This window comes from Shewanella sp. GD04112, from assembly GCF_029835735.1.
In the GTDB taxonomy this organism is placed as follows: domain Bacteria; phylum Pseudomonadota; class Gammaproteobacteria; order Enterobacterales; family Shewanellaceae; genus Shewanella.
Genome location: NZ_JAOEAL010000001.1, coordinates 4,858,725 through 4,884,353 on the forward strand (window position 1 = coordinate 4,858,725; position 25,629 = coordinate 4,884,353).

At 46.4% G+C, this 25,629-nt stretch carries 25 protein-coding genes; 2 read left to right on the plus strand and 23 right to left on the minus strand.

The genetic code is table 11. The features are described 5' to 3' along the window. Positions 1 to 57: 57 nt before the first annotated feature. Positions 58 to 261: a DUF2061 domain-containing protein gene (locus N7386_RS21290; protein WP_011627708.1), complete on the plus strand. Its 204-nt coding sequence runs from the start codon at positions 58 to 60 to the stop codon at positions 259 to 261. Between the two features lie 79 nt (positions 262 to 340). Here N7386_RS21290 and glmS read toward each other — a convergent pair whose 3' ends face one another. From glmS to mioC, 18 genes are all read right to left on the minus strand, one after another. After that, a complete protein-coding gene (gene glmS / locus N7386_RS21295) occupies positions 341 to 2,170 on the minus strand; it encodes a glutamine--fructose-6-phosphate transaminase (isomerizing) (protein WP_011624641.1) in 1,830 nt (609 codons plus the stop codon). Positions 2,171 to 2,245: 75 nt separating this feature from the next. After that, positions 2,246 to 3,016, minus strand: a complete 771-nt coding sequence (locus N7386_RS21300; RefSeq protein WP_086903503.1) for a DeoR family transcriptional regulator — start codon at positions 3,014 to 3,016, stop codon at positions 2,246 to 2,248. A gap of 203 nt (positions 3,017 to 3,219) precedes the next feature. Next, entirely contained in the window at positions 3,220 to 5,313 is a 2,094-nt protein-coding gene (locus tag N7386_RS21305) for a TonB-dependent receptor (protein WP_279770922.1), read from the minus strand. 261 nt (positions 5,314 to 5,574) lie between these two features. Further along, positions 5,575 to 6,939: a bifunctional UDP-N-acetylglucosamine diphosphorylase/glucosamine-1-phosphate N-acetyltransferase GlmU gene (glmU, locus tag N7386_RS21310; RefSeq protein ID WP_086903505.1), complete on the minus strand. Its 1,365-nt coding sequence runs from the start codon at positions 6,937 to 6,939 to the stop codon at positions 5,575 to 5,577. 170 nt (positions 6,940 to 7,109) lie between these two features. Continuing rightward, positions 7,110 to 7,538 carry a F0F1 ATP synthase subunit epsilon gene (locus N7386_RS21315; RefSeq protein ID WP_011624645.1) on the minus strand — a complete coding sequence of 143 codons (429 nt, stop codon included), beginning with the start codon at positions 7,536 to 7,538 and terminating at the stop codon, positions 7,110 to 7,112. A 36-nt stretch (positions 7,539 to 7,574) separates the two neighbouring features. Beyond that, positions 7,575 to 8,966 (minus strand): F0F1 ATP synthase subunit beta, encoded by a 1,392-nt coding sequence (gene atpD / locus N7386_RS21320; protein ID WP_011718832.1) that lies wholly within the window; start codon positions 8,964 to 8,966, stop codon positions 7,575 to 7,577. Positions 8,967 to 9,001: 35 nt separating this feature from the next. Further along, positions 9,002 to 9,862, minus strand: coding sequence for a F0F1 ATP synthase subunit gamma (gene atpG / locus N7386_RS21325; RefSeq protein ID WP_086903506.1), 861 nt, complete (start codon positions 9,860 to 9,862; stop codon positions 9,002 to 9,004). 50 nt (positions 9,863 to 9,912) lie between these two features. After that, positions 9,913 to 11,454, minus strand: a complete 1,542-nt coding sequence (gene atpA, locus N7386_RS21330; protein ID WP_086903507.1) for a F0F1 ATP synthase subunit alpha — start codon at positions 11,452 to 11,454, stop codon at positions 9,913 to 9,915. A gap of 14 nt (positions 11,455 to 11,468) precedes the next feature. Continuing rightward, positions 11,469 to 12,002: a F0F1 ATP synthase subunit delta gene (atpH, locus tag N7386_RS21335; RefSeq protein ID WP_086903508.1), complete on the minus strand. Its 534-nt coding sequence runs from the start codon at positions 12,000 to 12,002 to the stop codon at positions 11,469 to 11,471. A 16-nt stretch (positions 12,003 to 12,018) separates the two neighbouring features. Then, the gene (gene atpF / locus N7386_RS21340; protein ID WP_011624650.1) at positions 12,019 to 12,489 is read right to left on the minus strand and encodes a F0F1 ATP synthase subunit B; all 471 of its coding nucleotides are present in this window, start codon (positions 12,487 to 12,489) and stop codon (positions 12,019 to 12,021) included. 38 nt (positions 12,490 to 12,527) lie between these two features. Beyond that, on the minus strand, positions 12,528 to 12,779 hold the full coding sequence (gene atpE / locus N7386_RS21345) for a F0F1 ATP synthase subunit C (RefSeq protein ID WP_006083840.1): 252 nt from the start codon (positions 12,777 to 12,779) through the stop codon (positions 12,528 to 12,530). 70 nt (positions 12,780 to 12,849) lie between these two features. Beyond that, positions 12,850 to 13,644, minus strand: a complete 795-nt coding sequence (gene atpB / locus N7386_RS21350) for a F0F1 ATP synthase subunit A (protein WP_011718837.1) — start codon at positions 13,642 to 13,644, stop codon at positions 12,850 to 12,852. Positions 13,645 to 13,656: 12 nt separating this feature from the next. Further along, entirely contained in the window at positions 13,657 to 14,040 is a 384-nt protein-coding gene (locus N7386_RS21355; RefSeq protein ID WP_011624652.1) for an ATP synthase subunit I, read from the minus strand. Positions 14,041 to 14,265: 225 nt separating this feature from the next. After that, positions 14,266 to 15,144, minus strand: coding sequence for a ParB/RepB/Spo0J family partition protein (locus N7386_RS21360; RefSeq protein WP_011718839.1), 879 nt, complete (start codon positions 15,142 to 15,144; stop codon positions 14,266 to 14,268). A 9-nt stretch (positions 15,145 to 15,153) separates the two neighbouring features. Continuing rightward, on the minus strand, positions 15,154 to 15,942 hold the full coding sequence (locus tag N7386_RS21365) for a ParA family protein (protein ID WP_011718840.1): 789 nt from the start codon (positions 15,940 to 15,942) through the stop codon (positions 15,154 to 15,156). A gap of 74 nt (positions 15,943 to 16,016) precedes the next feature. Continuing rightward, positions 16,017 to 16,637, minus strand: coding sequence for a 16S rRNA (guanine(527)-N(7))-methyltransferase RsmG (gene rsmG, locus N7386_RS21370; RefSeq protein ID WP_011715298.1), 621 nt, complete (start codon positions 16,635 to 16,637; stop codon positions 16,017 to 16,019). A 117-nt stretch (positions 16,638 to 16,754) separates the two neighbouring features. Beyond that, the gene (mnmG, locus tag N7386_RS21375; RefSeq protein ID WP_086903509.1) at positions 16,755 to 18,644 is read right to left on the minus strand and encodes a tRNA uridine-5-carboxymethylaminomethyl(34) synthesis enzyme MnmG; all 1,890 of its coding nucleotides are present in this window, start codon (positions 18,642 to 18,644) and stop codon (positions 16,755 to 16,757) included. A 440-nt stretch (positions 18,645 to 19,084) separates the two neighbouring features. After that, the gene (gene mioC, locus N7386_RS21380; RefSeq protein ID WP_279770929.1) at positions 19,085 to 19,525 is read right to left on the minus strand and encodes an FMN-binding protein MioC; all 441 of its coding nucleotides are present in this window, start codon (positions 19,523 to 19,525) and stop codon (positions 19,085 to 19,087) included. Positions 19,526 to 19,702: 177 nt separating this feature from the next. On the opposite strand from mioC, the gene N7386_RS21385 reads away from it, so the two are divergent. After that, positions 19,703 to 21,250, plus strand: coding sequence for a POT family MFS transporter (locus N7386_RS21385; protein WP_279770931.1), 1,548 nt, complete (start codon positions 19,703 to 19,705; stop codon positions 21,248 to 21,250). A gap of 104 nt (positions 21,251 to 21,354) precedes the next feature. Here the strand turns inward: N7386_RS21385 and mnmE are convergent, their stop codons facing one another. The 5 genes from mnmE to rpmH form a co-directional block, all read right to left on the minus strand. Further along, positions 21,355 to 22,716: a tRNA uridine-5-carboxymethylaminomethyl(34) synthesis GTPase MnmE gene (mnmE, locus tag N7386_RS21390; RefSeq protein ID WP_086903536.1), complete on the minus strand. Its 1,362-nt coding sequence runs from the start codon at positions 22,714 to 22,716 to the stop codon at positions 21,355 to 21,357. 103 nt (positions 22,717 to 22,819) lie between these two features. Then, positions 22,820 to 24,445 carry a membrane protein insertase YidC gene (yidC, locus tag N7386_RS21395; protein ID WP_086903525.1) on the minus strand — a complete coding sequence of 542 codons (1,626 nt, stop codon included), beginning with the start codon at positions 24,443 to 24,445 and terminating at the stop codon, positions 22,820 to 22,822. Positions 24,446 to 24,448: 3 nt separating this feature from the next. Then, positions 24,449 to 24,703, minus strand: coding sequence for a membrane protein insertion efficiency factor YidD (yidD, locus tag N7386_RS21400; RefSeq protein WP_011624661.1), 255 nt, complete (start codon positions 24,701 to 24,703; stop codon positions 24,449 to 24,451). Continuing rightward, complete coding sequence (gene rnpA / locus N7386_RS21405) at positions 24,670 to 25,026, minus strand: ribonuclease P protein component (RefSeq protein WP_007652336.1); 357 nt, start codon at positions 25,024 to 25,026, stop codon at positions 24,670 to 24,672. Before rnpA ends, yidD begins: the two co-directional genes overlap by 34 nt. A gap of 20 nt (positions 25,027 to 25,046) precedes the next feature. Further along, a complete protein-coding gene (gene rpmH / locus N7386_RS21410; protein WP_011070423.1) occupies positions 25,047 to 25,184 on the minus strand; it encodes a 50S ribosomal protein L34 in 138 nt (45 codons plus the stop codon). Positions 25,185 to 25,629: the final 445 nt, after the last annotated feature.

Sequence of the window (25,629 nt, forward strand, 5' to 3'; positions counted from 1 at the left end):
TGAGAACTGTTATCATCTAACCATTCCCAATTGGGGCTTACATTAGAGGATAAGATCATGACCAAGACATTTACTTTTGCCGTATTACATTTCAGCGTCGCCTTCACCGTTACCTATTTATTAACCGGTAGTGTTTTGGTAGGTGGTGCCGTTGCCTTAGTTGAACCCGCAATAAACACGGTAGTGTTTTATTTCCACGATAAAGTGTGGAAGCGTTTCGAAGAAAAAAAGCAAAACGCACTTAATGCTATAACGGCTTAACACACTTAGCCACCAGCATATACTCTAATAAAGCCCCAATAAAAAACCGCCATTCAGGCGGTTTTTTATGACTTCCGATTTATTCCACCGTCACCGATTTAGCGAGGTTTCGCGGTTGATCCACATCCGTGCCCTTAATTAAGGCAACGTGATACGACAGCAACTGTAATGGGATAGTGTAAATCAGCGGTGCCATAAAGATATCGCAGTGTGGAACTGGGATAACCTTCATGGTCTCGTCAGATTCAAACTCAGCATCCACATCGGCAAAGACATACATTAAACCACCACGGGCACGCACTTCTTCAACGTTAGATTTCAGCTTTTCTAACAGTTCGTTGTTTGGCGCGACTACGATGACGGGCATGTCGGCATCAATCAACGCCAGTGGGCCATGTTTCAGCTCGCCAGAGGCATACGCCTCAGCATGGATATAAGAGATCTCTTTAAGTTTCAGCGCACCTTCCATCGCAATCGGATACTGATCGCCACGGCCAAGGAATAGCGCATGGTGTTTGTCGGCAAAATCTTCCGCCAATTCAGCAATCGCATCATCTAAGCTCAATGCTTGTTCCACTTTGGCTGGCATAGACTGTAGGCTTTGAGTGATCTCCGCCTGCATTTGCTCCGACATGCCATTATGGCGACCGATCACCGCCGTCAGCATTAACAAACCAGCCAACTGCACAGTAAAGGCTTTGGTAGAGGCAACGCCAATCTCAGCACCCGCTTTCATCATGTATGCCATGTCAGACTCACGGACTAAGGAAGAGCCAGGTGCGTTACAGATAGTTAGCGTCGCCTTGTAGCCCATTTCTTTGGCTAGGCGCATCGCCGCCAGCGTATCGGCAGTCTCGCCGGATTGAGAAATGGTCACCAACAGGCTGTTAGGGAACAAATGCGACTTGCGGTAGCGGAATTCGGAGGCGATTTCGACATTACATGAAACGCCAGCCCAATCCTCTAACCAATAACGCGCCGCCATCCCCGCATGATAACTAGTACCACAGGCAATAATCTGTACGTGTTTAATATCTTTTAAAAACTCTGCGGCGTTATCACCAAAAGCCGTGTCGAGCACTTGCTTGTTAGCAATGCGACCTTCGATAGTGCGCGTCAGTGCCAATGGCTGCTCATAAATCTCTTTGAGCATATAGTGGCGATATTCACCTTTGTCGCCGGCATCATGGGTGATTTCTGATTCTTTAACTTCGCGCTCAACTTTATTGCCATGCACATCGAAAATGCTCACGGTGCGACGAGTCACTTCTGCCACGTCACCTTCTTCTAAAAACGCGAAAGAACGGGTCACAGGCAGCAGCGCCAATTGGTCAGATGCAACGAAGTTTTCACCTAAACCAAAACCAATCACTAATGGGCTGCCTGAGCGCGCAACGACCATACGCTCGCTATCGCGGCGGTCGATAACCACAGTGCCATAAGCGCCTTCGAGTTGTTTAACTGTGGCTTGCACAGCGGCCAGTAAGGTGTCGTGCGTTTTTAATTCGTGATGAACTAAGTGGCAAATCACTTCGGTGTCGGTATCAGAGCTGAAGTGATAGCCCAGCTCTTTTAGCATTTCGCGCAGTTTATGATGGTTTTCGATAATGCCATTGTGCACCACGGCAATATCGCCTTCAGATAAATGTGGGTGAGCATTGCGCTCGCTTGGCTCACCATGGGTAGCCCAACGAGTATGTGCAATACCAGTGCCCCCCGCTAACGGGTCGGTTTCGAGAGCGGCAGAGAGCTCCTGCACTTTACCCACGCGACGAGTACGATTAAGTTCGCCATTGTGGATAACGGCAACACCAGCGGAGTCATATCCACGATATTCTAAACGACGTAAACCTTCGACCAGAATTTCGGCCACATCCCTTTGCGCCACTGCGCCAACGATTCCGCACATAGTTTTTACCTATAAAATGAAAAATAAAAATGAAGTTGTTTGAGACATTTGCTTTGGCTTATCACGGGCAAATGCCTAAGACGAGTAGGGCGCTAAGATGACTTTCACGCCTTGCTCGGTAATTTGGTTAAGGGCGCTCTCTTCGATGCGAGCATCGGTAACTAGTACGCTGATTTGCGACCAAGGTAGTTCTAAGTTAGGGATCCGCTTACCAATTTTGTCCGAATCCACCATAACGATCACTTCGCGGGAAACCTCTGCCATCACCTTACTTAACCCCGTCAGCTCATTAAAGGTGGTGGTGCCGCGCGCTAAATCGATACCGTCAGCACCGATAAAGAGTTGGTCGAAGTTATAGGAGCGTAATACTTGCTCGGCCACTTGCCCCTGGAACGACTCTGAATGCGGATCCCAGGTTCCGCCAGTCATCAATAGGGTGGGCTCATTTTCAAGCTCATGAATCGCATTAGCCAAATGTAAGGCATTGGTCATGACCACCAGCCCACGCTTGTGATTCAGCTCGGCGATCAGGCCAGAAGTGGTGGTGCCACTGTCGATGATGATGCGATTGTGATCTTTGATCAGCTGCGCCGCTGCTTTAGCAATGGATAACTTATTAGGGGCAATCTTGGCAGAAAACTGTTGCGTGACTTCATCAGGTATAGCCACAGCACCGCCATAGCGGCGCAGCAGTAATCCGGTTTTTTCAAGTTCGGCCAAGTCTTTACGAATAGTCACTTCTGAGGTTTCGAAACGTAATGACAACTCATCGACACTCACTTCACCCTGTTCATTCAGAATGCTGATAATACTGTGGCGTCGTTGCTGTGTGTTTCGTTTATTCATAAAACCTTTCAGTTAACTTTCGGTTCGAAAGTTACATTATAGAGAAACGAAACATTTTTACTAGTATTCGAAAGGTGTTTTTGGAATGAAAGTGATGAAATAGATGAGTTTTTAAAATTAACCTAATGAAAAGCAATAAAAAAGCAGTCCACCTATCGGTGAACTGCTTTAAGGGAGCTAAAACTTAAGCATAGAAAGTGAAGTTAGAACTTAGCTTCAAGTGCCACGCTGAAGTTACGGTCTTGGCCTAGAGTCACCATATTGTATTGTCCGCCATCAATATAATCGGTATCAAACAGGTTTCTCACGTTCGCGCGGATGCTTACATCTTTACCCATAATATCAATAGTGTAGGCAGCACCGATATCGAAGCGGACATAACCGTCTTTACTGATAGTGTTATCCACGTTTGCAAAACGCTCGCCAACATAGATAGCACCGAAGTTCATTGCAAAGTTATCGGTTACTTCATAACGAGTCCAGATATTAGCCGACCATTCAGGGGCATCGATAGGAGTTTTACCTTCGCGCTCATCACCCGTTTGATACTCAGCATCGAGGTACATCATAGATGAAGTCACAAACCAGCTATCGCCTAGCTTACCTTGGGCACCTACTTCAAAGCCGCGGTGCTTTTGCTCTCCGCCTTGGGTGGTGATATCAGTGAAATCACCGATAGGTGTAGGCAATTTTTCTGAAATAGTAATGTTTTCAAGTGTGATATCAAATACCGCTGCCGTTAATAGCAAGCTGTCGTCAAACAGTTCCCACTTTGTTCCCACTTCATATTGAATGCCGTATTCAGGCTTTAGGTTAAGTTTATTATTGATATCGTATTCATTATTCACCGCACCTTGCGGGGTGAAGCTTTTTGAGTAGTTAACATAAACACTGCCGTTATCTGTAGGTGAGTAGATCACCCCAAATTTAGGCGATACGGCATAACTGTTTTCACCTTCGCCATCTTTTTTCTGTTCGTCATAACGAACCCCTGCGAGCAACTTCCATTGTTCATTGATGGTCATTAAATCTTGCAGATAGAAACCATAGTATTTGTATTCACTTGGAGTACCTTTTTTACCTGTATGGTAATCAAGATCCGGCTGAATCACCGGCTGACCAGGAATAACGGTTTGAGCTGCGCCACGAGCGATTTGTTGCTGGTAGAAATAATCGAGATAGTTAGCGCCGATCAGCAACTGATGCTCCATACCCGCCAATGCAAACTCACCCGTAAAATCGACATAGGCGGTTTTATGCTGCCAATCATCGTAACGATCGAATGGCCTAATACTGTATCCCGAGGTGAATGGATCTTCATTATATTGCGGTGCAGAATCGAAACGCTGGCGATTAAACTGTTGATCGTTATAACCCAGTTTAACTTTCCAATCGTCATTCATATGCCAAGTTAAATCGGCACCTAAGTTTGAAACCGTGTTATCGGTAAAGGCCCAAGGCGCATCCCAGATGGTTTTACGCTGGCCGACAACATTGCCTTGCTTATCTAACCAACTGCCAGCATCGATACCGGTTTTATCTTGGGTATGGTCGTATTTCAGTGACAATAACAAATCATCACTGATATCAAATTCTAGGTTCAAATAACCTAACCAACGATCACGCTCTTGGTTTTCATCGGTCGTTGAATATTCACGCCAGTATTTAGTGTCTTGTTTGACTAACACACCGCGGTAACGAATGCTCTGCGCCTCGTTTAAGCTGCCACCAGCATCTAACTGTGCGCGGGTAGAGCCGTAACCGTCGGTATCAAACCCTAAGTTGAGCATAGAATCGTAGGTGGGTTTCTTGGTGACCATATTCACCAAACCGCCAGGTCCAGATTGGCCATACAACATGCTCGAAGGGCCTTTCAGCACTTCGACTTGTTGCAGAGTTTCGATAGGTTGAACGTAGTGAGACCATTGCTGGTGGCCGTTGATCAGATAACCGTTGCCTGAATCTAATTCAAAACCACGAATACTAAAGACTTGGCGGTTCCAGCGAGTGGTTCCCGCCGTTACGCTCGAGTCATTAACTAAGACTTCCGCAAGGTTAGTCGCTAATTGCTCATCGGTCACAAAGTCGGGGATAACATTTACAGATTGTGGTGTATCCATTAAATCGATATCACCACGCATAGCACCGGATGCACTGCCGACTTTATAGTCGTTAAACGTACGGCCAGTCACATTAATGCGCTCAATGTTCTCATCATTTGGCGCTTCAGCCATAACAGGCATCGCCATTAATGCAGACCCTACGGCCAAACCAACCACTGAATATTTAAATACCATTGCCAACACCTCAAGTAGACCTTTCGTCTTAGAATTGCAGGCAATATAAATAAGAATTGTTTTTATTTAACTATCTTTACACGAATTTACAATCTAGCGTGACTTGGATCAACTTTGAATAAAAACAATGAATTAGCCATAACATCACAGTCTTAATTGAACATTAATTTAGCTGATTTTTATTTGATAGGGATTTTTAGCTTTGACAAAAAAGTCATAAAGCGGCAATAAGCCGCTTTATGTTTACTGGGTACAGCGCCGTTATTTCTTAATCTTTACCGGACGTTGCCAGCCAGTTAGATGTTTTTGCTTAACACGGGTGATCACTAGCTCATCCTCACCCACGTCACGGGTAATTGTTGACCCCGCACCGAGCGTCGCGCCTTTACCAATGGTCACTGGCGCCACCAGCTGAGTATCACTCCCCACAAACACATTATCTTCAATCACGGTTAAGTGTTTATTGGCACCATCGTAATTACAGGTAATAGTGCCAGCACCAATATTCACACCCGCACCGATTTGCGCATCGCCTAAATAGGCTAAGTGACCCGCCTTAGAACCCACACCTAAAACAGCTTTTTTCATCTCAACAAAGTTGCCGATATGGGCATCTTGCATTAACTCTGCTCCTGGGCGTAAACGAGCAAAAGGCCCCGCACTGGCGGCAACGCCTAGCTTAGCGCCTTCGATAATAGAGTAAGGTTTGATCTCAGCGTTATCGGCAATTTCACAATCGATAAGAATCGCGCCAGCGCCGATGCTAACGTTATTGCCAATCACCACATTACCTTCGAAAATAACGTTCACATCGACCATCACATCCATACCCACAGTCACTTCGCCACGGATATCGATACGGCTTGGGTCACGTAGATTAGCCCCAGCAATCATTAATTTTTCGGCTTCACGGGCCTGATAAGCGCGCTCGAGTTGTGCAAGCTGCACGCGGTTATTGGCGCCTTCCACCTCAATGGCTGATTGTGGCTGAGCGGTATTAATCTCAACGCCATCGGCGTGAGCCATGGCGATAATATCAGTCAGGTAGTATTCGCCCTGAGCATTGTTATTCGATAGGCGGCCAAGCCAGGTTTTTAATGCCTTACCAGGCACCGCCATAATGCCGGTATTGATTTCATTGATGGCTAACTGCTCAGCATTGGCATCCTTTTGCTCGACGATACCAACAACCTTACCTTGCTCGCGCACGATGCGGCCATAGCCAGTTGGATTGGTTAGATTGACGGTTAAAATCGCCACGCCCTGATCAGGACGCGCGGCAAGCAGAGCTTCGAGGGTTGAAGCTTGGATTAACGGCACATCACCGTAAAGGATCAGCACAGTGTCATTATCATCGATATTGGGAATCGCCTGAGCGACCGCATGGCCTGTACCTAACTGCTCGGCTTGCAACATCCAATTTAACTGCTGCTCACCCAGTGCGGATTTTAATTTGTCGGCGCCATAGCCGTACACTAGTTGAATGGCATCGCTGCCGATGCAGTGGGCGGTATCGATAACATGCTGCACCATGCTCTTGTGGGCGATAGGATGTAATACCTTGGGAAGATCCGAGCGCATGCGAGTTCCTTTTCCTGCCGCTAAGATAACTACATTTAATGCCATTGCCATATCCTTGATTAACATCCCAAAGGGATAAACTGAGCTCGATTTAATGGCGCAATTTTAACGGAAAGGCGCAGCAAAGCGAAAGGCAGAACTCAAAATGCAGCGAAAAAACCAACAAAAAAGGCGGGTATCTTTCGATAACCGCCTTTTATCACAAACAATAACCTTTATCTGGCAATGTTTTTCTTGATGGTTTCAACAACACGTAGTTGAGCCATTGCTTTCGCTAACTCAACCATAGCGGCGTCATAATTGAAGTCCGCACCCGCAGTCGCCATATGGGCTTCTGCACGACGCTTGGCTTCTAATGCTGCCTGCTCATCAATATCTTTGGCACGCATAACCACATCAGCCAACACAGAAACAGAAGAAGGTTGTACTTCCAGTAAACCACCAGAAAGATAAAACACTTCTTCGCTGCCGTCTTGTTTGACGATGCGCGCCATGCCAGGTTTGATATAGCTTAACAGTGGAGCGTGGCCATGCATGATGCCCAACTCACCTTCAGAACCGGTCACTTGTAGGCTAGCTACGCGACCTGAGAAGATGCTGCTCTCTGCGCTTACTATATCAAGCTGTACTGTCATGGCTGCCATCCCGTTCTCCTTAAAAAACTAAGTATGACTACTTAGTTATTTCTTTTTGTTAGCTTTCTCGACAGCTTCGTCGATAGAACCAACCATGTAGAACGCTTGTTCTGGAATGTGGTCGAACTCACCACTCAGAATTCCCTTGAAGCCACGGATAGTGTCTTTCAGAGATACGTACTTACCAGGAGAACCAGTAAAGACTTCTGCTACGTGGAAAGGCTGAGACAAGAAACGCTCAATCTTACGTGCACGGGAAACGGTCATCTTATCTTCGTCTGACAGTTCGTCCATACCGAGAATCGCAATGATGTCTTTCAGCTCTTTGTAGCGTTGCAGAACAGTTTGTACACCGTTAGCTACGTCATAGTGCTCTTGACCAACTACTAATGGATCTAATTGACGAGAAGTAGAATCCAGTGGGTCAACCGCTGGGTAAATACCCAGAGAAGCGATTTGACGTGACAATACAACAGTCGCATCTAAGTGAGCGAAGGTTGTTGCTGGTGACGGGTCAGTCAAGTCGTCCGCAGGTACGTATACCGCTTGTACAGAGGTAATAGAACCAGTCTTAGTTGAAGTAATACGCTCTTGCAGAACGCCCATTTCTTCAGCCAGAGTGGGTTGGTAACCTACTGCAGAAGGCATACGACCTAACAGTGCTGATACTTCAGTACCGGCTAGGGTGTAACGGTAGATGTTGTCAACGAACAACAGAACGTCACGACCTTCGTCACGGAATTTTTCAGCCATAGTCAGACCGGTCAGTGCTACACGCAGACGGTTTCCTGGTGGCTCGTTCATTTGACCATAAACCATGGCTACTTTGTCGAGAACGCCAGAATCCTTCATCTCGTAGTAGAAGTCGTTACCCTCACGAGTACGCTCACCTACACCGGCGAATACAGAAAGACCTGAGTGAGCTTTAGCGATGTTGTTGATCAGTTCCATCATGTTAACTGTCTTACCAACACCCGCACCACCGAACAGACCTACTTTACCACCCTTAGCGAATGGACATACAAGGTCGATAACCTTGATACCAGTCTCTAACAGTTCAGTCGTGTTTGATTGCTCTTCGTATGAAGGAGCGCTGCGGTGAATCACATAACGTTCTTCTTCGCCAATTGCGCCAGCTTCATCAATAGGGTCGCCTAATACGTTCATGATACGGCCAAGAGTGGCGGTACCAACAGGAACAGAAATAGGTGAACCTGAGTTTACTACCTCAAGACCACGACGCAGACCATCAGAAGTACCCATAGCGATGGTACGAACTACACCACCACCTAGTTGTTGCTGAACTTCCAGCACCAAACCATTACAGGAGCCTTCACCTGTGATCTTCAGAGCGTCATATACCTGAGGTACGGCATCTTGTGGAAACTCTACGTCCACAACCGCGCCAATCACTTGGACAACAGTACCTGTGCTCATGATTAATCCTCTAAAACTTGTATTCGTTACCTAACCTAAACCGCAGAGGCACCAGAAACAATTTCCGACAGTTCCTGCGTAATCGCAGCCTGACGAGCCTTGTTATAGACCAATTGCAAATCGTCAATCAGTGTACCCGCGTTGTCTGTTGCCGCCTTCATCGCCACCATACGGGCAGCCTGTTCAGAAGCAATGTTTTCAACAACACCTTGGTAAACCTGAGATTCTACATAACGAACCAATAAGGTATCCAAAAGGGCTTTTGGATCTGGCTCGTAGATATAGTCCCAACGATGAGCAACCTCATCTTCTTCCGATTTAGGCAAAGGTAGCAGCTGCTCGATCACAGGAGTCTGCGTCATAGTGTTTACAAACTTGTTGAACACTACGTACAGACGATCCAGTTTGCCTTCGTTGTAAGCATCTAGCATTACACGTACTGTCCCGATCAGGTCAGCGAGCTTTGGCGCATCGCCTAAACCTGAAGCATGGGCAGATACATGACCGCCAAAGCTTTTGAAAAACTGAACACTACGAGCACCAATTGGGCAAAATTCAAATTCTGCACCTTGCTCTTTCCAGCTTTTCACGTCTGCGACAACCTTTTTAAAGAGGTTGACGTTCAGACCACCACAAAGGCCACGGTCGGTTGCTACAACAATGTAACCAACCCGCTTAGCCTCTCTCACCTCTAAGTAGGGGTGTTTATACTCGAGAGAACCTTGCGCTACGTGACCGATCACCTTACGCATGCTTTCCGCGTATGGACGGCTTGCAGCCATGCGGTCCTGCGCTCTGCGCATTTTGCTGGCTGCCACCATTTCCATGGCGGACGTGATCTTCTGAGTGTTTTTCACACTCGCGATCTTGGTTTTAATCTCTTTAGCGCCGGCCATCTCTACTCTCCAATCTGGACCTGAGGTGCCTTAAGACACCTCTATCATTGTTACCAGGTTTGGGTTGCTACGAACTTGTCGAGGCCAGCTTTTAATTCAGCTTCGATATCGGCGTTATAATCGCCAGTCTCGTTGATAAGCTTGATTAAAGCAGCATGCTCGCTGTTCATGTACGAGAGCAGAGCGGCTTCGAAATCACCGACTTTGTTCAGCTCAACGCCCTTCAGGTAACCTTTTTCAGCTGCGAAAATTGACACAGCTTGAGCGGCTACGCTCATAGGAGCATATTGTTTTTGCTTCATCAGTTCGGTAACACGCACACCATGCTCAAGTTGAGCACGAGTTGCATCGTCTAAGTCAGATGCAAACTGTGAGAACGCAGCAAGTTCACGATACTGTGCTAGAGCGGTACGGATACCACCAGACAGTTTCTTGATGATCTTAGTCTGAGCCGCACCACCAACACGAGAAACAGAAATACCTGGGTTAACCGCTGGACGTAAGCCAGAGTTAAACAGATCGGTCTCAAGGAAGATCTGACCGTCAGTAATAGAAATTACGTTGGTCGGTACGAATGCAGATACGTCACCCGCCTGAGTTTCAATAATAGGCAGCGCGGTTAAAGAACCGGTTTGGCCTGTTACAGCACCCTTAGTGAACTTCTCTACATAATCTTCGTTTACGCGTGAAGCACGCTCTAATAAACGAGAGTGTAGATAGAATACGTCACCAGGATAAGCTTCACGGCCTGGTGGACGCTTCAGCAGTAACGAGATCTGACGGTAAGCAACTGCTTGCTTAGACAGGTCATCGTATACGATCAGAGCATCTTCACCGCGGTCGCGGAAGTATTCACCCATAGCACAACCAGAGTATGGTGCTAAGTATTGCAGTGCTGCAGCTTCAGAAGCTGTTGCAACTACAACGATAGTGTTAGCTAATGCACCGTGCTCTTCTAGCTTGCGTACCACGTTAGCGATGGTAGAAGCCTTTTGGCCTACCGCTACATACACACACTTGATGCTAGAGTCGCGCTGGTTGATGATTGCGTCGATCGCCATAGCTGTTTTACCAGTTTGACGGTCGCCAATGATCAATTCACGTTGGCCACGACCGATTGGGATCATAGCGTCAACGGCTTTATAACCAGTTTGAACTGGTTGATCTACTGACTTACGGTCGATAACGCCTGGAGCGATAACTTCAACAGGAGAAAAACCATCGTTATCGATAGCGCCTTTTCCGTCAATTGGCTCACCCAGAGTGTTAACTACACGGCCTAACAGGCCACGACCGACTGGAACTTCCAGAATACGGCCAGTAGTTTTAACTTTTACGCCCTCTGCTAAATCAGCATAAGGACCCATTACTACGGCACCGACAGAATCACGTTCAAGGTTCAACGCGATTGCAAAACGGCTACCAGGCAGTTCGATCATTTCACCTTGCATCACATCGGCTAGGCCGTGGATGCGGATAATGCCGTCACTTACCGCAACGATAGTACCTTCGTTACGAGATTCGCTAACGACTTCGAACTGCTCGATCCGCTGCTTAATCAGATCGCTGATTTCAGTGGAATTCAGTTGCATGCTCAAACTCCCAATTACGACTGCAGCTTTTCAGACAGACGCGATAACTTACCGCGGACAGAGCCATCAATGACTAAGTCACCTGCCTTAATAATTACACCGGCGATGAGCGCGGCGTCAGTGCTGCAATTCAGCTTAACTTTGCGTGCGAGACGTTTCTCTAAAGAATTACTGATCTGCTGCTGTTGTTCAGAGCTGAGCTCAGCTGCAGAAACCACATCGGCTTCCACTTCTTTTGCCCACTCATTACGGTATTGAGCAAAAAGCTCAGATACAGCAGGTAGTACCTTTAAGCGACCGTTTTCAGCCATTACCTTTATCAAGTTCTGACCTTGCTCATTGATTTGCTCACCACAAACACTAATGAAGAGTGCGGCAAGTTTAGTACTGGCTAAAGAGCCAGTTAGCAGTGGCTGCATGGTTTCGTTTTCACTAACCAGTGCGGCAAACGTGAGCATTTCTGCCCAGGTATCCACTGCATTGTGTTCAACAGCAATGTCAAAAGCTGCCTTTGCGTAAGGGCGAGCGATGGTGGTTAATTCAGCCATAACTCAAACTCCCTTATCAAATTTCAGCGACTAGTTTATTAACTATGTCACTGTGGGCGGCTGGATCAATAGAACGCTCAAGGATCTTCTCAGCACCCATGATGGCAAGAGTAGCAACCTGCTTACGCAGATCCTCTTTCACGCGATTACGTTCAGCTTCAATTTCTGCTTTACCCTGAGCGATGATTTTTGCACGCTCAGCGTCTGCTTCGGCTTTAGCTTCTTCAACTATTTGAGCTTTACGCTTGTTAGCTTGCTCAATAATTTCGTTAGCAGTCACCTTGGCTTCTTTTAGTTGGTCAGTCGCTTTCGCTTGAGCCAACTCTAGGTCTTTTACCGCACGATCAGCATCAGCTAGACCGTCAGCAATCCTTTTTTGGCGCGCTTCGATGGCATTCATCAAAGGGGGCCATACAAACTTCATGCAGAACCACACGAAGATGATAAAGGCGACCGTCTGACCGATTAGGGTAGCGTTGAAATTCACAACAGCCTCCTATTTAGAGTTAAGACAGAAGCGTTTTCTTACAGCATTGCACCCAGTGGGTTGGTGAACAGCATGAATAATGCGATACCAACACCGATCATTGTTACGGCGTCTAACAGACCCGCTACGATGAACATTTTAACTTGCAGCATAGGAGCCATTTCTGGTTGACGCGCAGCGCCTTCCAGGAACTTGCCACCTAATAAGCCGAAACCGATTGCAGTACCAAGAGCACCCATACCAATCAGCAGAGCAACAGCGATAGCTGTCATGCCTAAAATCGTTTCCATCTGTATCTCCAGTATCTAAAATCTAAATCTAATTAGTTGATGATTTAGTTTAAAATTTCTTCAGCAATCCTTAATGATCTTCATGCGCCATGCTTAAGTAAACAATGGTCAACATCATGAAGATAAACGCCTGCAGCGTGATAACCAAAATGTGGAAAATTAACCAACCTAGTTGCAGAGTCACACCCAGGGAAGATAATAACAAGTTGGTACCATACATCAGCGCAATAAGGATGAAGATCAACTCACCTGCGTACAAGTTACCGAATAGACGCAATGCCAATGAAATTGGCTTAGCAACTAAAGTAACAGTCTCTAATAGGAGGTTGACGGGTATCATTGCCTTATGGTTAAAGGGCTGTAGCGTCAGTTCTTTAACAAAACCAGACACGCCTTTGACCTTAATGCTGTAGTAAATAATCAGCACAAACACACCGATAGCTAAGCTGAAGGTGATGTTTACGTCAGTTGTCGGAACCACTTTCAAGTATGGAACGCCCGCTAAACTTGCTAACCAAGGCAGCCAGTCAACAGGAAGCATATCCATGAAGTTCATCATGAATACCCATACAAAAATGGTCAGAGCTAAAGGCGCGATCAGGGCATTGCGGCCATGAAAACTTTCTTTCACGCTGTTATCAACGAACTCAACGATCATCTCGATAAAGCATTGCAGCTTACCGGGAACCCCTGAAGTCGCTTTTTTACCAACACTACGGAAAATCCACAGGAACAGAACACCAAGACCAACCGAAAAGAACAACGAATCAATGTGCCATGTCCAGAAACCTTCACCAACATGTAAGTTGGTAAGGTGATGCTGGATATAGCCCTGCGGTGTTAACGCTTCACCAGGTGCAGCCATGATTCATCCCACTTAACTTTGCTTGAAGTATAAAGGAGCTGTCCAATGCACTATTAACGTCAGCACATAACAAACAAAAAGCGGCATAAATGCCACCTCAAGCTTGCTAAACACCAATGAAAACATTGCGATGGTTAACAGCAACTTTACCGCTTCCCCCCAGTAAAAAGTTTTAATCACTTTTGCTGCTGAACTTGCTCCCGTATGAGAGAAAGCGAGGGTTGCGAATACAAAATTAGGGAGCACAGCAATTGAACCACCTGCTAACGCAGAATAGCCAAACTGAACTCCCCACACGACGAAAAAGAGAATTGAAGCACCCCCAGCCACCGCCGCCTGCATCATCACCAATTTATAGGCTGACCACCGGCCACGACGCGCTAAAACCTTACTCAACTCATCCTCTCCGCATTCATACTTTTTGTTTCGATGACCGGATGACAAATATCCGTATTTTTGTCGATGCACAAAAAGCTTGCGAAAGTATACCTTTTCACGCCTTCATTGCAACTTTGAGATAAGGAAAAACAGCACTTTTAACGTGATATAGCGCCAAAACAGTCAAAATCCAAAATTAACATATGTCACAAATTTACATTAAAAACTGTTAATCTACAGACATTAACGAATTTTGCTAAGAATTCCGTCTAATTCAGCCAGATTCTGATAGTTAATTACAATTTTACCCTTACCCTTACTGCTATGAGCGATCGAAACCTTAGCACCTAATCTTTCAATTAACTGTTGCTCTAAACGACAAACATCTTGATCTTTAGTCGTAGTTTCGACGGGTTTGGGCGGATTTAAGGTTTGATTAATCAATCGTTCAGTTTCGCGAACGGTTAATTCCTTGGCAGCCACTAATCTCGCCAGATTTGTTTGTTCTTCACCCTCAATTGCGAGCAAAGCGCGTGCATGGCCCATATCAATGTCGCCATACTCGAGTAAACGCTTAACCGGTTCATTTAACCCGTTTAACCGTAACAAGTTAGATACACTCGCGCGAGATTTTCCCACAACATCGGCAACCTGTTGGTGAGTCAGCTCAAATTCTTGCATCAAACGTTGTAATGCAATGGCTTCTTCCATGGCATTTAAGTCTTCACGTTGAATGTTTTCAATCAACGCAATGGCAACCGCCGCTTCATCGGGAACTGGTTTAACGATACAAGGGATTTTTTCGACACCCGCCAATTGGGAAGCACGCCAACGGCGCTCACCGGCGATGATTTCATACTGGCTATCGCTGACAGGACGCACCACAATCGGCTGAATAATGCCTTGATTGCGGATGGAATGGGCGAGTTCTTCTAACGCCTCGGGAGACATGTCCTTACGAGGTTGGTATTTACCCGGTTGTAGCAGGTCGAGATCCAGATGAATAAGTTCTTCTTTTTTATCGACAACAACCACTTCTTCCGTGTGTTTTTTACTCGCGGCGTGGCTGTTACTCAGTAACGCATCTAAGCCTTTGCCTAACCCTCTTTTCTTTAACGTCATGGTTATCCTTTACGCTCGCTTAGCCTGAGTTTTCTGTTCGGAACGGCGGATCATCTCGCCCGCTAACGCTAAATATGCCTTAGCCCCCGCACTCGATTTGTCGTAGTACATGGCGGGTGCACCAAAGCTCGGCGCCTCGGCCAAACGCACATTACGTGGGATCACTGTGCGATAAACCTTATCACCAAAATGCTGTTTTAGCTGATCGGACACATCATTAGACAGGCGATTACGCGGGTCATACATGGTTCGCAAAATCCCTTCAATCCCCAAACCAGGATTCACCACCGCCGCTAATTTAGTGATGGTATCAATCAAGGCGGTTAAGCCTTCCAATGCAAAGTACTCACACTGCATTGGCACCAGTACGGAATCCGCTGCCGACATGGCATTCACCGTCAACATGTTGAGCGAAGGCGGGCAATCGATAAAGATATAATCGTATTGATCTTTTATCGGTGCGAGCGCATTACGTAACCGCACTTCACGGGCAAAAAACTCCATGAGTTTAATTTCTGCCGCGGTCACATCGCCGTTACTGGCAATCAGATCGTATTTCCCCGTGGTGTCTTTAACCACAATCTCATCGAAGGGCTTTTCTTCAACCAGCAGTTCGTAAGCCGTATTTTCGACTTCGTATTTATCGACACCGCTGCCCATGGTGGCATTGCCCTGAGGATCGAGATCGATCAGCAGCACTTTACGCTTAGTCGCGGCTAAAGAGGCGGCTAAGTTGACACAAGTTGTTGTTTTCCCTACGCCACCTTTCTGGTTGGCCACGGCAATTACTTTACCCACAATGTCACCCTGTATGTAAATTCTGGTTTATTGCCTACTTAAAAATCCATGCTAAATGAGGAGCTTTAAGCCTGTTATTCTTTGATTATTTTGAGTAAATGTCTTTGCTCATCGAGTCTAGGCACTTGGAGTTCGATGGTTTCGGTCACCACAAATCCAGCGGGGATTTGTTGCATCTCTTCATCACTCAGTAGTCCCTTGAGCGCATAAAATTGTCCATGCTCGGCAGGCAAATGATGGCACCATGTCAACATATCATGGATTGAGGCAAAGGCGCGGCTGAGCACTCCATCGAACTTTTGCTCGGGTTGATAGGCCTCGACTCGGCTCTCTATCGAACTAATATTGTGGATCCCGAGTTCAAAGGCCACTTGCTTTTGAAAACGGATACGCTTGCCTAAGCTATCGAGCAGCACAAAGGTTTTATCTGGATTCATAATCGCTAAGGGAATGCCGGGAAGCCCTGGACCAGTGCCTACATCGATAAAGCGCTCGCCCTGCAAATGGGGCGACACCACTAAGCTGTCCATGATATGGCGGACAAGCATCGCCTCAGGATCTCTGACCGAGGTTAAGTTATAGGCTTTATTCCATTTGTTGAGCATACCAACAAAATCAAGCAGTTGTTTTTTCTGCTCAGCCGTGGCGGGCAGATTAATTTCGGCTAAATAGGCCTCTAACTGGGCAGATAACACTGAACAACCTCAATAAAGATACGATTATAAACTCGCTGGCTATTATGAAGCCCTGAAACGTCGAAGGGAAGCCTGAATGCTTCCCTTCTGCGACCAAACTGGCGATTAAGCTAGCTTTTACGCGCTCTTGCGTAATAAACCGCGTTTTTTCAGATGCACCAGCAGAATTGAAATCGCTGCCGGAGTGATACCTGAGATACGCGATGCTTGGCCAATAGTTTCGGGCTTATGGCTATTTAATTTAGCAATAACCTCATTTGAAAGCCCTGGAACCTCTTTGTAATCAAGGTTCAATGGCAAACCTGTGTTCTCATTGCGTACCGCTTTGTTGATCTCTTCCTGCTGACGTTGGATATAGCCAGAGTATTTAACTTGGATCTGCACTTGCTCGGCAGCGAGTGGATCGGCAAGTCCAGGACCAAAACCTTCAATCTGCATCAACTTGCTGTAATCCATTTCTGGACGACGCAGCAACTCTTCAAACGACGCTTCACGGGAGATCGGCGTGTTTAAATGCGGATTTAACACTGGCACCAATGGAGAATTTGGATGGATCCATTGGCTACGTAGACGCTGCAGTTCTAACTCGATCGATTCCATTTTTTCGCTGAAAGAGGCCCAGCGCGCATCATCCACCAGACCCAGTTCACGACCTTTTGCCGTTAAACGCAGATCGGCGTTGTCTTCACGCAGCAAGAGGCGGTATTCGGCGCGGCTGGTAAACATACGGTAGGGTTCTTTAGTCCCTAAGGTTGATAAATCGTCAACCAATACACCGATGTAGGCTTCATCACGGCGAGGGCACCAAGCTTCTTTGCCCTGAACCTGCAATGCAGCATTCATCCCCGCGAGTAAACCTTGGGCACCAGCTTCTTCGTAACCCGTGGTACCGTTGATTTGGCCCGCGAAGAATAAACCATTAATAGTTTTGGTTTCTAACGAGTTTTTGAGATCCCTTGGATCGAAATAGTCGTACTCAATCGCATAACCTGGGCGAACAATCTCAGCATTTTCCATACCTTGGATCGAACGAACCAGATTTAACTGTACATCGAAAGGCAAGCTGGTGGAAATACCGTTAGGGTAGATCTCGTTGGTGTTTAAGCCTTCGGGTTCGATAAAGATCTGGTGTGATGATTTATCTGAAAAACGATGGATCTTGTCTTCGATAGAAGGGCAGTAACGTGGACCAATCCCCTCGATCACGCCTGAATACATAGGGCTGCGATCTAAGCCACCACGAATAATATCGTGTGTCTTTTCATTGGTATGGGTGATCCAACAAGAAATTTGTTTCGGGTGATGGCTCACATCGCCCATAAACGACATCACAGGTAATGGCGTATCGCCTTTCTGCTCTGTCATCTGGGTAAAATCGATGGTGTTGGCATCGATACGCGGTGGCGTACCGGTTTTTAAGCGGCCAACACGGATTGGTAACTCGCGTAAACGGTGTGCGAGTGCGATAGATGGCGGATCGCCAGCACGACCACCACTATAGTTTTCTAAACCAATGTGAATTTTACCACTGAGGAAAGTCCCCGCGGTTAAGACCACTGCAGGCGCTTCGAAGGCTAAGCCCATTTGGGTCACTACGCCGACTACGCGATCGTTCTCAACAACCAGATCATCTACGGCTTGTTGGAAAATACGTAAGTTGGCTTGGTTTTGCAGAATATTTTGGATCTTCTGACGATACAAAGCGCGATCAGCCTGAGCACGAGTCGCTCTTACTGCTGGGCCTTTGCTTGAGTTTAGGGTTCTAAATTGGATCCCAGCATAGTCGGTTGCGATCGCCATTGCACCGCCTAACGCATCGATTTCTTTTACCAGATGACCTTTGCCAATACCGCCGATCGCAGGGTTACATGACATTTGCCCTAAAGTATCAAGATTATGCGTCAGCAATAATGTCTTAGAGCCCATTCTTGCTGCAGCCAATGCGGCTTCAGTTCCGGCATGACCACCACCTACAACAATAACATCAAACCGTTCATGAAAATGCATGACCCTACCTTTAGTAACTTAAGAGACCCAACGTGAGCCGATCATTTTAGCATTTGCTTTGAATGAGGTGAATGATCATTTTTAGAAAATGGATCCATAGGATCGGAACTAATAGATCTTAAGATCTTTATATAGATCTTCTTACTATGTTTACTATTAGGATCGCACTTTCCTGTGGGTAAGCTTATTTTCTTATTTATATCAAGAAGTAATGAGCTTTTATTCTTGTGATCTAGCCGAGATCTACTGCCAGAAAAGGTGGGGATAGATCGGCTATTTATCCACAAGGGGGATCTTTAAGCAGATCAGGTTGTGAATAGCACAGAGGTTGATCAGATCTAAATAATAGTTTATCCACAAAAATATACATCTAAGTAGCTTTTTGTGGATAAATAAGATCTAAACTGTGGGTGGTTTGGTATGTTTTCCAAGAGAGGATCTTAAATTTGATCTTGCCATTGTGCCAACCACGCTAAAGCTGGGTCTTCTGGCACAGGATCCTGTTGAACATCGATCTGGATCTTATCCACAATGACTTTTGCACCGCTATATTCCAGCGCTACAACTAACTTTTCTGGACCTTGGCAAAAGGTGTCATAACTCGAATCGCCAATCGCGCATAAGGCTAACTGAACTTGGGTTAGATCCGGTGTGTTTAGCAGCAGTTCTTTACAAAATGGCTGTAAATTGTCGGGCAGATCGCCGGCACCATGGGTCGACGAAACGATGATCCAAAGGGGATATGATTGCAATTCATCCAAAGTTGGGCTCAAAAAGGTATCGACTTCATGGCCTAATGGAGTGAGCTGGGCCTGCATTTCATCCGCTATATATTCACTGCTGCCGAGGGTGGTTCCGACTAATATCGCGATCTTGGTCATTGTTACTGCTCTCTGTGGTCGTTAATTTCTATCATTTTTGGGGCTTACATCTACTTACAGTGTTTTGCTGTATAAATTTACTCACTATTGATTTGCAGTCTGCTAGTATCCTTGGCTGCAATCCTTGTTTTATACATAGGCCGTAAGGTTTTTATAACAATTATAATAGGATAACTGATGACTACTCCTGCTGATGCGCCAAAGTGGCCACGCCAAATACCCTATATTATTGCCAGTGAAGCGTGTGAGCGTTTCAGTTTTTATGGCATGCGTAACATTCTAACACCATTCTTGATGACGGCACTTTTGCTCTCTATTCCCGAAGATCTTCGCGGAGCTGTGGCCAAGGATGTGTTCCACTCGTTCGTGATTGGGGTGTATTTTTTCCCCTTACTCGGTGGTTGGATTGCAGATAGATTCTTTGGTAAGTACAACACGATTCTGTGGCTAAGCTTACTTTACTGTGTGGGCCATGCGTTCTTGGCGATTTTTGAGCACAGCGTGCAAGGCTTTTACACTGGCTTATTTTTAATTGCCTTAGGTTCGGGCGGGATTAAGCCTTTAGTTTCTTCGTTTATGGGCGATCAGTTTGATCAGAGCAACAAGTCTTTGGCGCAAAAAGCCTTCGATATGTTCTATTTTACGATCAACTTTGGTTCCTTCTTCGCATCCTTATCTATGCCATTGTTACTCAAAAACTTTGGCGCTGCAGTGGCTTTCGGGATCCCCGGTGTGTTGATGTTTATCGCCACGGTATTTTTCTGGTTGGGTCGCAAACGTTATGTGCATATGCCACCAGAACCAAAGGATCCCCATGGATTTTTACCCGTGATCCGCATTGCCTTGCTTACTAAGGTCGAAGGCAAGGCTAATATCGGTTTAGTGTTAGCCTTAATTGGTGGTGTTTCAGCGGCTTATGCGCTGGTGAATATTCCGACGCTCGGGATTGTGGCAGGTTTATGTAGCGCTATGGTGCTGCTGATGGGATTTGTTGGCCTTGGAGCTTCATTACAGCTTGAGCGCGCGCGAGGGATTCATCCTGATGCGGCCGTGGATGGTGTACGTTCAGTGCTGCGTATTTTAGTGTTGTTCGCCTTAGTGACGCCATTTTGGTCCTTATTCGATCAAAAGGCGTCGACCTGGATTTTGCAGGCTAACGATATGGTTAAACCTTCGTGGTTTGAACCCGCGATGATGCAGGCATTAAACCCGCTGTTAGTGATGCTGTTGATCCCATTTAATAACTTCGTTTTATATCCTGCGATTGAGCGTATGGGCGTGAAATTAACCGCGCTGCGTAAAATGGGGGCGGGGATCGCGATAACTGGCTTAAGCTGGATTGTAGTTGGGACGATTCAGTTGATGATGGACGGTGGTTCGGCGCTGTCTATCTTCTGGCAGATCTTACCCTACGCGTTATTGACCTTTGGTGAAGTATTAGTTTCGGCGACGGGTTTAGAATTTGCCTACAGCCAAGCACCTAAAGCGATGAAGGGCACGATTATGAGCTTTTGGACCTTATCGGTTACCGTCGGTAACCTTTGGGTATTACTGGCCAATGTGAGCGTAAAAAGCCCTGCGGTGACGGAACAAATTGTTCAAACTGGGATGAGTGTGACGGCATTCCAAATGTTCTTCTTCGCGGGATTTGCGATCTTGGCAGCAGTCATCTTCGCGCTCTATGCTAGGTCTTATCAGATGCAAGACCATTATCGCCAAGTCTAGGTTAACCATTTAAGACAAAGCGCCTTTAAATAAAAAATCAGCCCCTAAGTGAACTTAGTGGGCTGATTTTTTTATGGATAGTTTAACTAACCGCTAACGCGAAATTATTTACCGATACAGAATGAGCTGAAAATTTTGCCCAGCAGATCGTCTGAGGTGAAGCGGCCAGTTATTTCGGACAAGGCTAATTGCGCCATTCTTAGTTCTTCCGCTAACAGTTCACCTGCGAGGTAAATCTCTAATTGTTCTTTACCGAGTTGCAGATGGCTTGCGGCAACATCTAATGCTTCGAGGTGACGACGACGGGCGATAAAGCCACCTTCGAGATTACTCTGGTAACCCATCAAGGATTTAAGGTGTTGCTTTAATTCCTCGACGCCAAGACCGGTTTTGGCCGAGATCCGATACACGCTGTAACCTTTTTCTTCGGTCATAGCGAGGTTCTCACCGGTGAGATCGGCCTTATTGCGGACAACAGTCACGCCTAAATTGGCGGGGAGGCGATTGATAAAATCGGGCCAAATATCGTGGGGATCGACCGCATCCGTGGTGGTGCCATCGACCATAAATAACACGCGATCGGCGCTGTTGATTTCGTTCCACGCGCGCTCGATACCGATTTGTTCAACCGTATCAGTGGTGTCACGCAGGCCTGCGGTGTCGATAATATGCAGTGGCATCCCATCTAAATGGATATGCTCGCGTAATACGTCGCGGGTGGTGCCGGCAATTTCGGTGACAATCGCCGATTCTTTACCCGCGAGCGCATTAAGTAGACTGGATTTTCCGGCATTGGGGCGACCGGCAATCACCACTTTCATGCCTTCACGGATAATCGAGCCTTGCTTGGCACTGGCTTGAACGGCGCTGAGTTTGTCGATAATTTTGTAGAGTGCGTTGGCAATTTTGCCATCACTTAAAAAGTCGACTTCTTCATCGGGGAAATCAATCGCGGCTTCGACGTATAAACGCAGATGGGTGACTTGATCCACCAACTCATGGACTTCCTTCGAAAATTCACCTTGCAGTGATTGCAGCGCGCTTTTGGCGGCTTGCTCACTGGTGGCATCGATAAGGTCGGCAATCGCTTCGGCCTGGGTTAAGTCCAGCTTGTCGTTCATAAAGGCTTGTTCGCTAAACTCGCCTGGTTTGGCGATACGAATGCCTTCGACTTCTAATACGCGCTTGATCAGCATATCGAGGACGATTTGACCACCGTGGCCCTGCAGCTCTAATACATCTTCACCAGTGAAAGAATTAGGGCCTTTAAAATACAGTGCGATACCTTGGTCTATCACTTGGCCTGAGGCATTTTTAAAGTCGCAGTAATCGGCGTAACGGGGTTTAGGTAAATGACCCAATACGGCCATTGCCACATCGGTTGCCTTATCACCAGAGATACGAATGATACCCACGCCGCCCCGTCCGGGCGCGGTGGCCTGTGCCACGATAGTGTCAGTTGTCACGGAAATACCCATTAATTCGATCAAATCATCTAAAGGAAAAGGCGGCTAATTAAGCCGCCTTTTTGCATATGCTGAGCCGTTAGCTCTTATCTAGCGCTTGGGCTTATTTTAAGCCTTTTTTCTCTAGACCTGCATAAATAATCTTCTGCTGGATGATGGCAACAATGTTACCCACTAACCAGTACAGTACCAGACCCGATGGGAACCACAGGAAGAATACGGTAAAGATCACTGGCATCCACTGCATCATCTTCACTTGCATTGGGTCCATGGTCGGTGCGATGGGTTGCATTTTTTGCATCACAAACATAGACGCACCCATCAGCAGCGGCAGAATGTAGTATGGATCTTGTACAGATAAGTCGTGGATCCATAACATAAATGGCGCGTGACGCAGCTCGAAGCTTTCTAACAATACCCAGTACAAGGCAATGAAGATTGGCATCTGTAGCAGGATAGGTAAACAGCCACCCATAGGGTTCACTTTTTCCTTCTTGTACAGTTCCATCATGGCTTGACCCATCTTTTGACGGTCATCGCCGAAGCGTTCTTTCAGATCCTGCAGTTTTGGCTGTAGGTTACGCATCTTCGCCATTGAGGTGTACTGCGCTTTAGTCAGCGGGAACAGTAAACCACGAACGGTTAAGGTGATCAGGATAATTGCCACACCCCAGTTACCCACAAATGATTGATAGAACATCAATAACCAGTGGATAGGAACGGCTAACCACCAAAGGAAACCGTAATCAACAACCAGGTTTAAGGTATCAGATAACGCAGATAGCGCTTTTTGATCCTTAGGACCAACATAAAACTGTGAGCTAATCTCTTGAGTCGCACCTGGTGCAATATCATATACCGCGCCACGGAAACCAATGTTAGCTAAACCGCCTGCACTTACACTCGAGAAAATGGTGTTGCTATCGGTTGCTGGTGGGATCCAAGCTGATACGAAGTAATGTTGCAGCATCGCCGCCCAACCACCGAGAGTCGGTTGATTGAGGTTGCTCTTGCTCATATCTTCAAATTTGTACTTCTCGTAACGTACATCTTGAGTCGAGAACGCGGCGCCACGGTAAGTTGGCATCATCATGCTGCTTTCAGATGGCTTGATGGTCTGTTTAATCTGACCGTACATCTGAACTTGCAATGGAGCAGCTGAGGTGTTGTTGATTTTGTAATCGATATCAACGTTAAACTTGCCACGATGGAAGACAAACACTTTTGTGTAAGTCACACCATTATCAGCCACATAGGTCAGTGGTACTTCTAAGGTGTCTTGGCCATCGGCTAAGGTAAATTCAGTTTTGCTGGCAGCAAATGCGGCGCGACCTTTAGCACTGCTATCGATACCATCACGGCCAATCAGACCACTCTGAGCGATATAGGTGAAATCTTTGGTTTGCTCAAGCAAAACAAATGGCTGGTCTTTACCCTGTTCCAGTTTGTGTGAAACCAGAGCCGCAAAAACGATGTCACCACCCACTGGGTTGATTTGTACATCGAGCTGATCGGTTTTAACTGTGATCAGATTTTGCGTTGCCGTTAAGGCTGCTGGGACACCTGTGTCTGCTTCTGGAACATCAGCACTGTGATTTGTGGTTGCATTCGCCACTACAGACGATTCGGTTGCAACGGGTTTTGGAGCTTTGTCTGCTTGCCACTGTTGCCACAGCAAAAAGCTGACAAACAGTAGTCCTATTAGCAATATATTGCGTTGAGATTCCATAGCCTATTTATTACACCTGTCATTTTTAGGGGGGACGGGATCACTACCGCCGGGATGCAAAGGGTGACATTTTAATATGCGTTTCAATGCAAACCAACAACCTTTCGCGGTTCCGTGCACTTTTATTGCCTCAATGGCGTAATGCGAGCATGTGGGATTGAAACGACATCGAGGCCCTAAGAGGGGGCTGATGAAGATTTGATAGCCACGAATAAACGTGGTCGCTAGCCATTGTAGCGGCGACTGAGTTTGCGCCATAGCTTTTCTATCAACTTGTTGATCTCTGCATTTTCCATTTCCATCACCCCGTTTCTGACCAGCACAACAATATCAAGGTGAGGGATGTCGTGTTGATTGAGGCGAAAACTATCTCTGATAACTCGCTTAATGCGATTACGCTGATTGGCGCGTTTTACATAGCGTTTAGCTACAGTAAGACCCAAACGCGGATGTTGTTCCGAATTAGGAATGGCAAGCAGAGTGATTTCAGCAGAAGAAGCTTTGATGGGATTGGAGAATACAGATTTAAATTGCGCGGGAGTTAGCAAGCGTAACTCCCGCGTAAAGGTATAGCTAGTCAACTAGTTACCTACTTAACTTATTAAGCAGATAAACGAGCGCGACCTTTCGCACGACGACGTGCAAGCACCTTACGGCCGCCTGCAGTAGCCATACGAGCGCGGAAGCCGTGAGAACGCTTGCGCTTCAGGTTGCTAGGTTGAAAAGTACGTTTACTCATGATGGCAATCCGTCTTTGTTATAAGTGAACATATCCTTATCTCTGGTGACAGAGGTAAGGGTAAAAAAGAGGCCGAATTGTAATCACTTTACCTGTCCCCGTCAACAACGAAAGTCAGCAAGTGGCTTATTTCTGCCCGTATATCCTTTGATCAATTTCCCGCATACACCAGAAGATGTGGATAACTCTGTGTATTGGCACTACATGTAGTAGTGAAGGGGATCTATCAAGAGATCAAAGGGGCGCCATTATAGATCAATGTGGATCGCTTAATAAAGCGGGATTTGCCCTATTTGTTGAATAAAAGGATCGAATTTGATCTTTGATGATCGGGGATATCTCCATAGAATGATCTTGTTGGGGATAATTATTTTTTAAGGATAGCGATCATTGAGATCTCGCTATAGAATACACCTCTTTTTGATGATCTTTTGGGGATAACTTA

Bases quoted from the DNA above. Each gene is read 5' to 3' on its own strand.
- N7386_RS21290 (WP_011627708.1), top strand. From the start codon at position 58: ATGACCAAGACATTTACTTTTGCCGTATTACATTTCAGCGTCGCCTTC.
- N7386_RS21300 (WP_086903503.1), bottom strand. From the start codon at position 3,016: ATGAATAAACGAAACACACAGCAACGACGCCACAGTATTATCAGCATT.
- yidC (WP_086903525.1), bottom strand. From the start codon at position 24,445: ATGGAATCTCAACGCAATATATTGCTAATAGGACTACTGTTTGTCAGC.
- yidD (WP_011624661.1), bottom strand. From the start codon at position 24,703: ATGGCGCAAACTCAGTCGCCGCTACAATGGCTAGCGACCACGTTTATT.
- glmU (WP_086903505.1), bottom strand. From the start codon at position 6,939: ATGGCATTAAATGTAGTTATCTTAGCGGCAGGAAAAGGAACTCGCATG.
- rpmH (WP_011070423.1), bottom strand. From the start codon at position 25,184: ATGAGTAAACGTACTTTTCAACCTAGCAACCTGAAGCGCAAGCGTTCT.
- glmS (WP_011624641.1), bottom strand. From the start codon at position 2,170: ATGTGCGGAATCGTTGGCGCAGTGGCGCAAAGGGATGTGGCCGAAATT.
- N7386_RS21315 (WP_011624645.1), bottom strand. From the start codon at position 7,538: ATGGCAGCCATGACAGTACAGCTTGATATAGTAAGCGCAGAGAGCAGC.
- N7386_RS21305 (WP_279770922.1), bottom strand. From the start codon at position 5,313: ATGGTATTTAAATATTCAGTGGTTGGTTTGGCCGTAGGGTCTGCATTA.
- mnmG (WP_086903509.1), bottom strand. From the start codon at position 18,644: ATGCATTTTCATGAACGGTTTGATGTTATTGTTGTAGGTGGTGGTCAT.
- atpH (WP_086903508.1), bottom strand. From the start codon at position 12,002: ATGGCTGAATTAACCACCATCGCTCGCCCTTACGCAAAGGCAGCTTTT.
- atpA (WP_086903507.1), bottom strand. From the start codon at position 11,454: ATGCAACTGAATTCCACTGAAATCAGCGATCTGATTAAGCAGCGGATC.
- atpE (WP_006083840.1), bottom strand. From the start codon at position 12,779: ATGGAAACGATTTTAGGCATGACAGCTATCGCTGTTGCTCTGCTGATT.
- atpD (WP_011718832.1), bottom strand. From the start codon at position 8,966: ATGAGCACAGGTACTGTTGTCCAAGTGATTGGCGCGGTTGTGGACGTA.
- atpB (WP_011718837.1), bottom strand. From the start codon at position 13,644: ATGGCTGCACCTGGTGAAGCGTTAACACCGCAGGGCTATATCCAGCAT.
- mioC (WP_279770929.1), bottom strand. From the start codon at position 19,525: ATGACCAAGATCGCGATATTAGTCGGAACCACCCTCGGCAGCAGTGAA.
- atpG (WP_086903506.1), bottom strand. From the start codon at position 9,862: ATGGCCGGCGCTAAAGAGATTAAAACCAAGATCGCGAGTGTGAAAAAC.
- N7386_RS21360 (WP_011718839.1), bottom strand. From the start codon at position 15,144: ATGACGTTAAAGAAAAGAGGGTTAGGCAAAGGCTTAGATGCGTTACTG.
- N7386_RS21385 (WP_279770931.1), top strand. From the start codon at position 19,703: ATGACTACTCCTGCTGATGCGCCAAAGTGGCCACGCCAAATACCCTAT.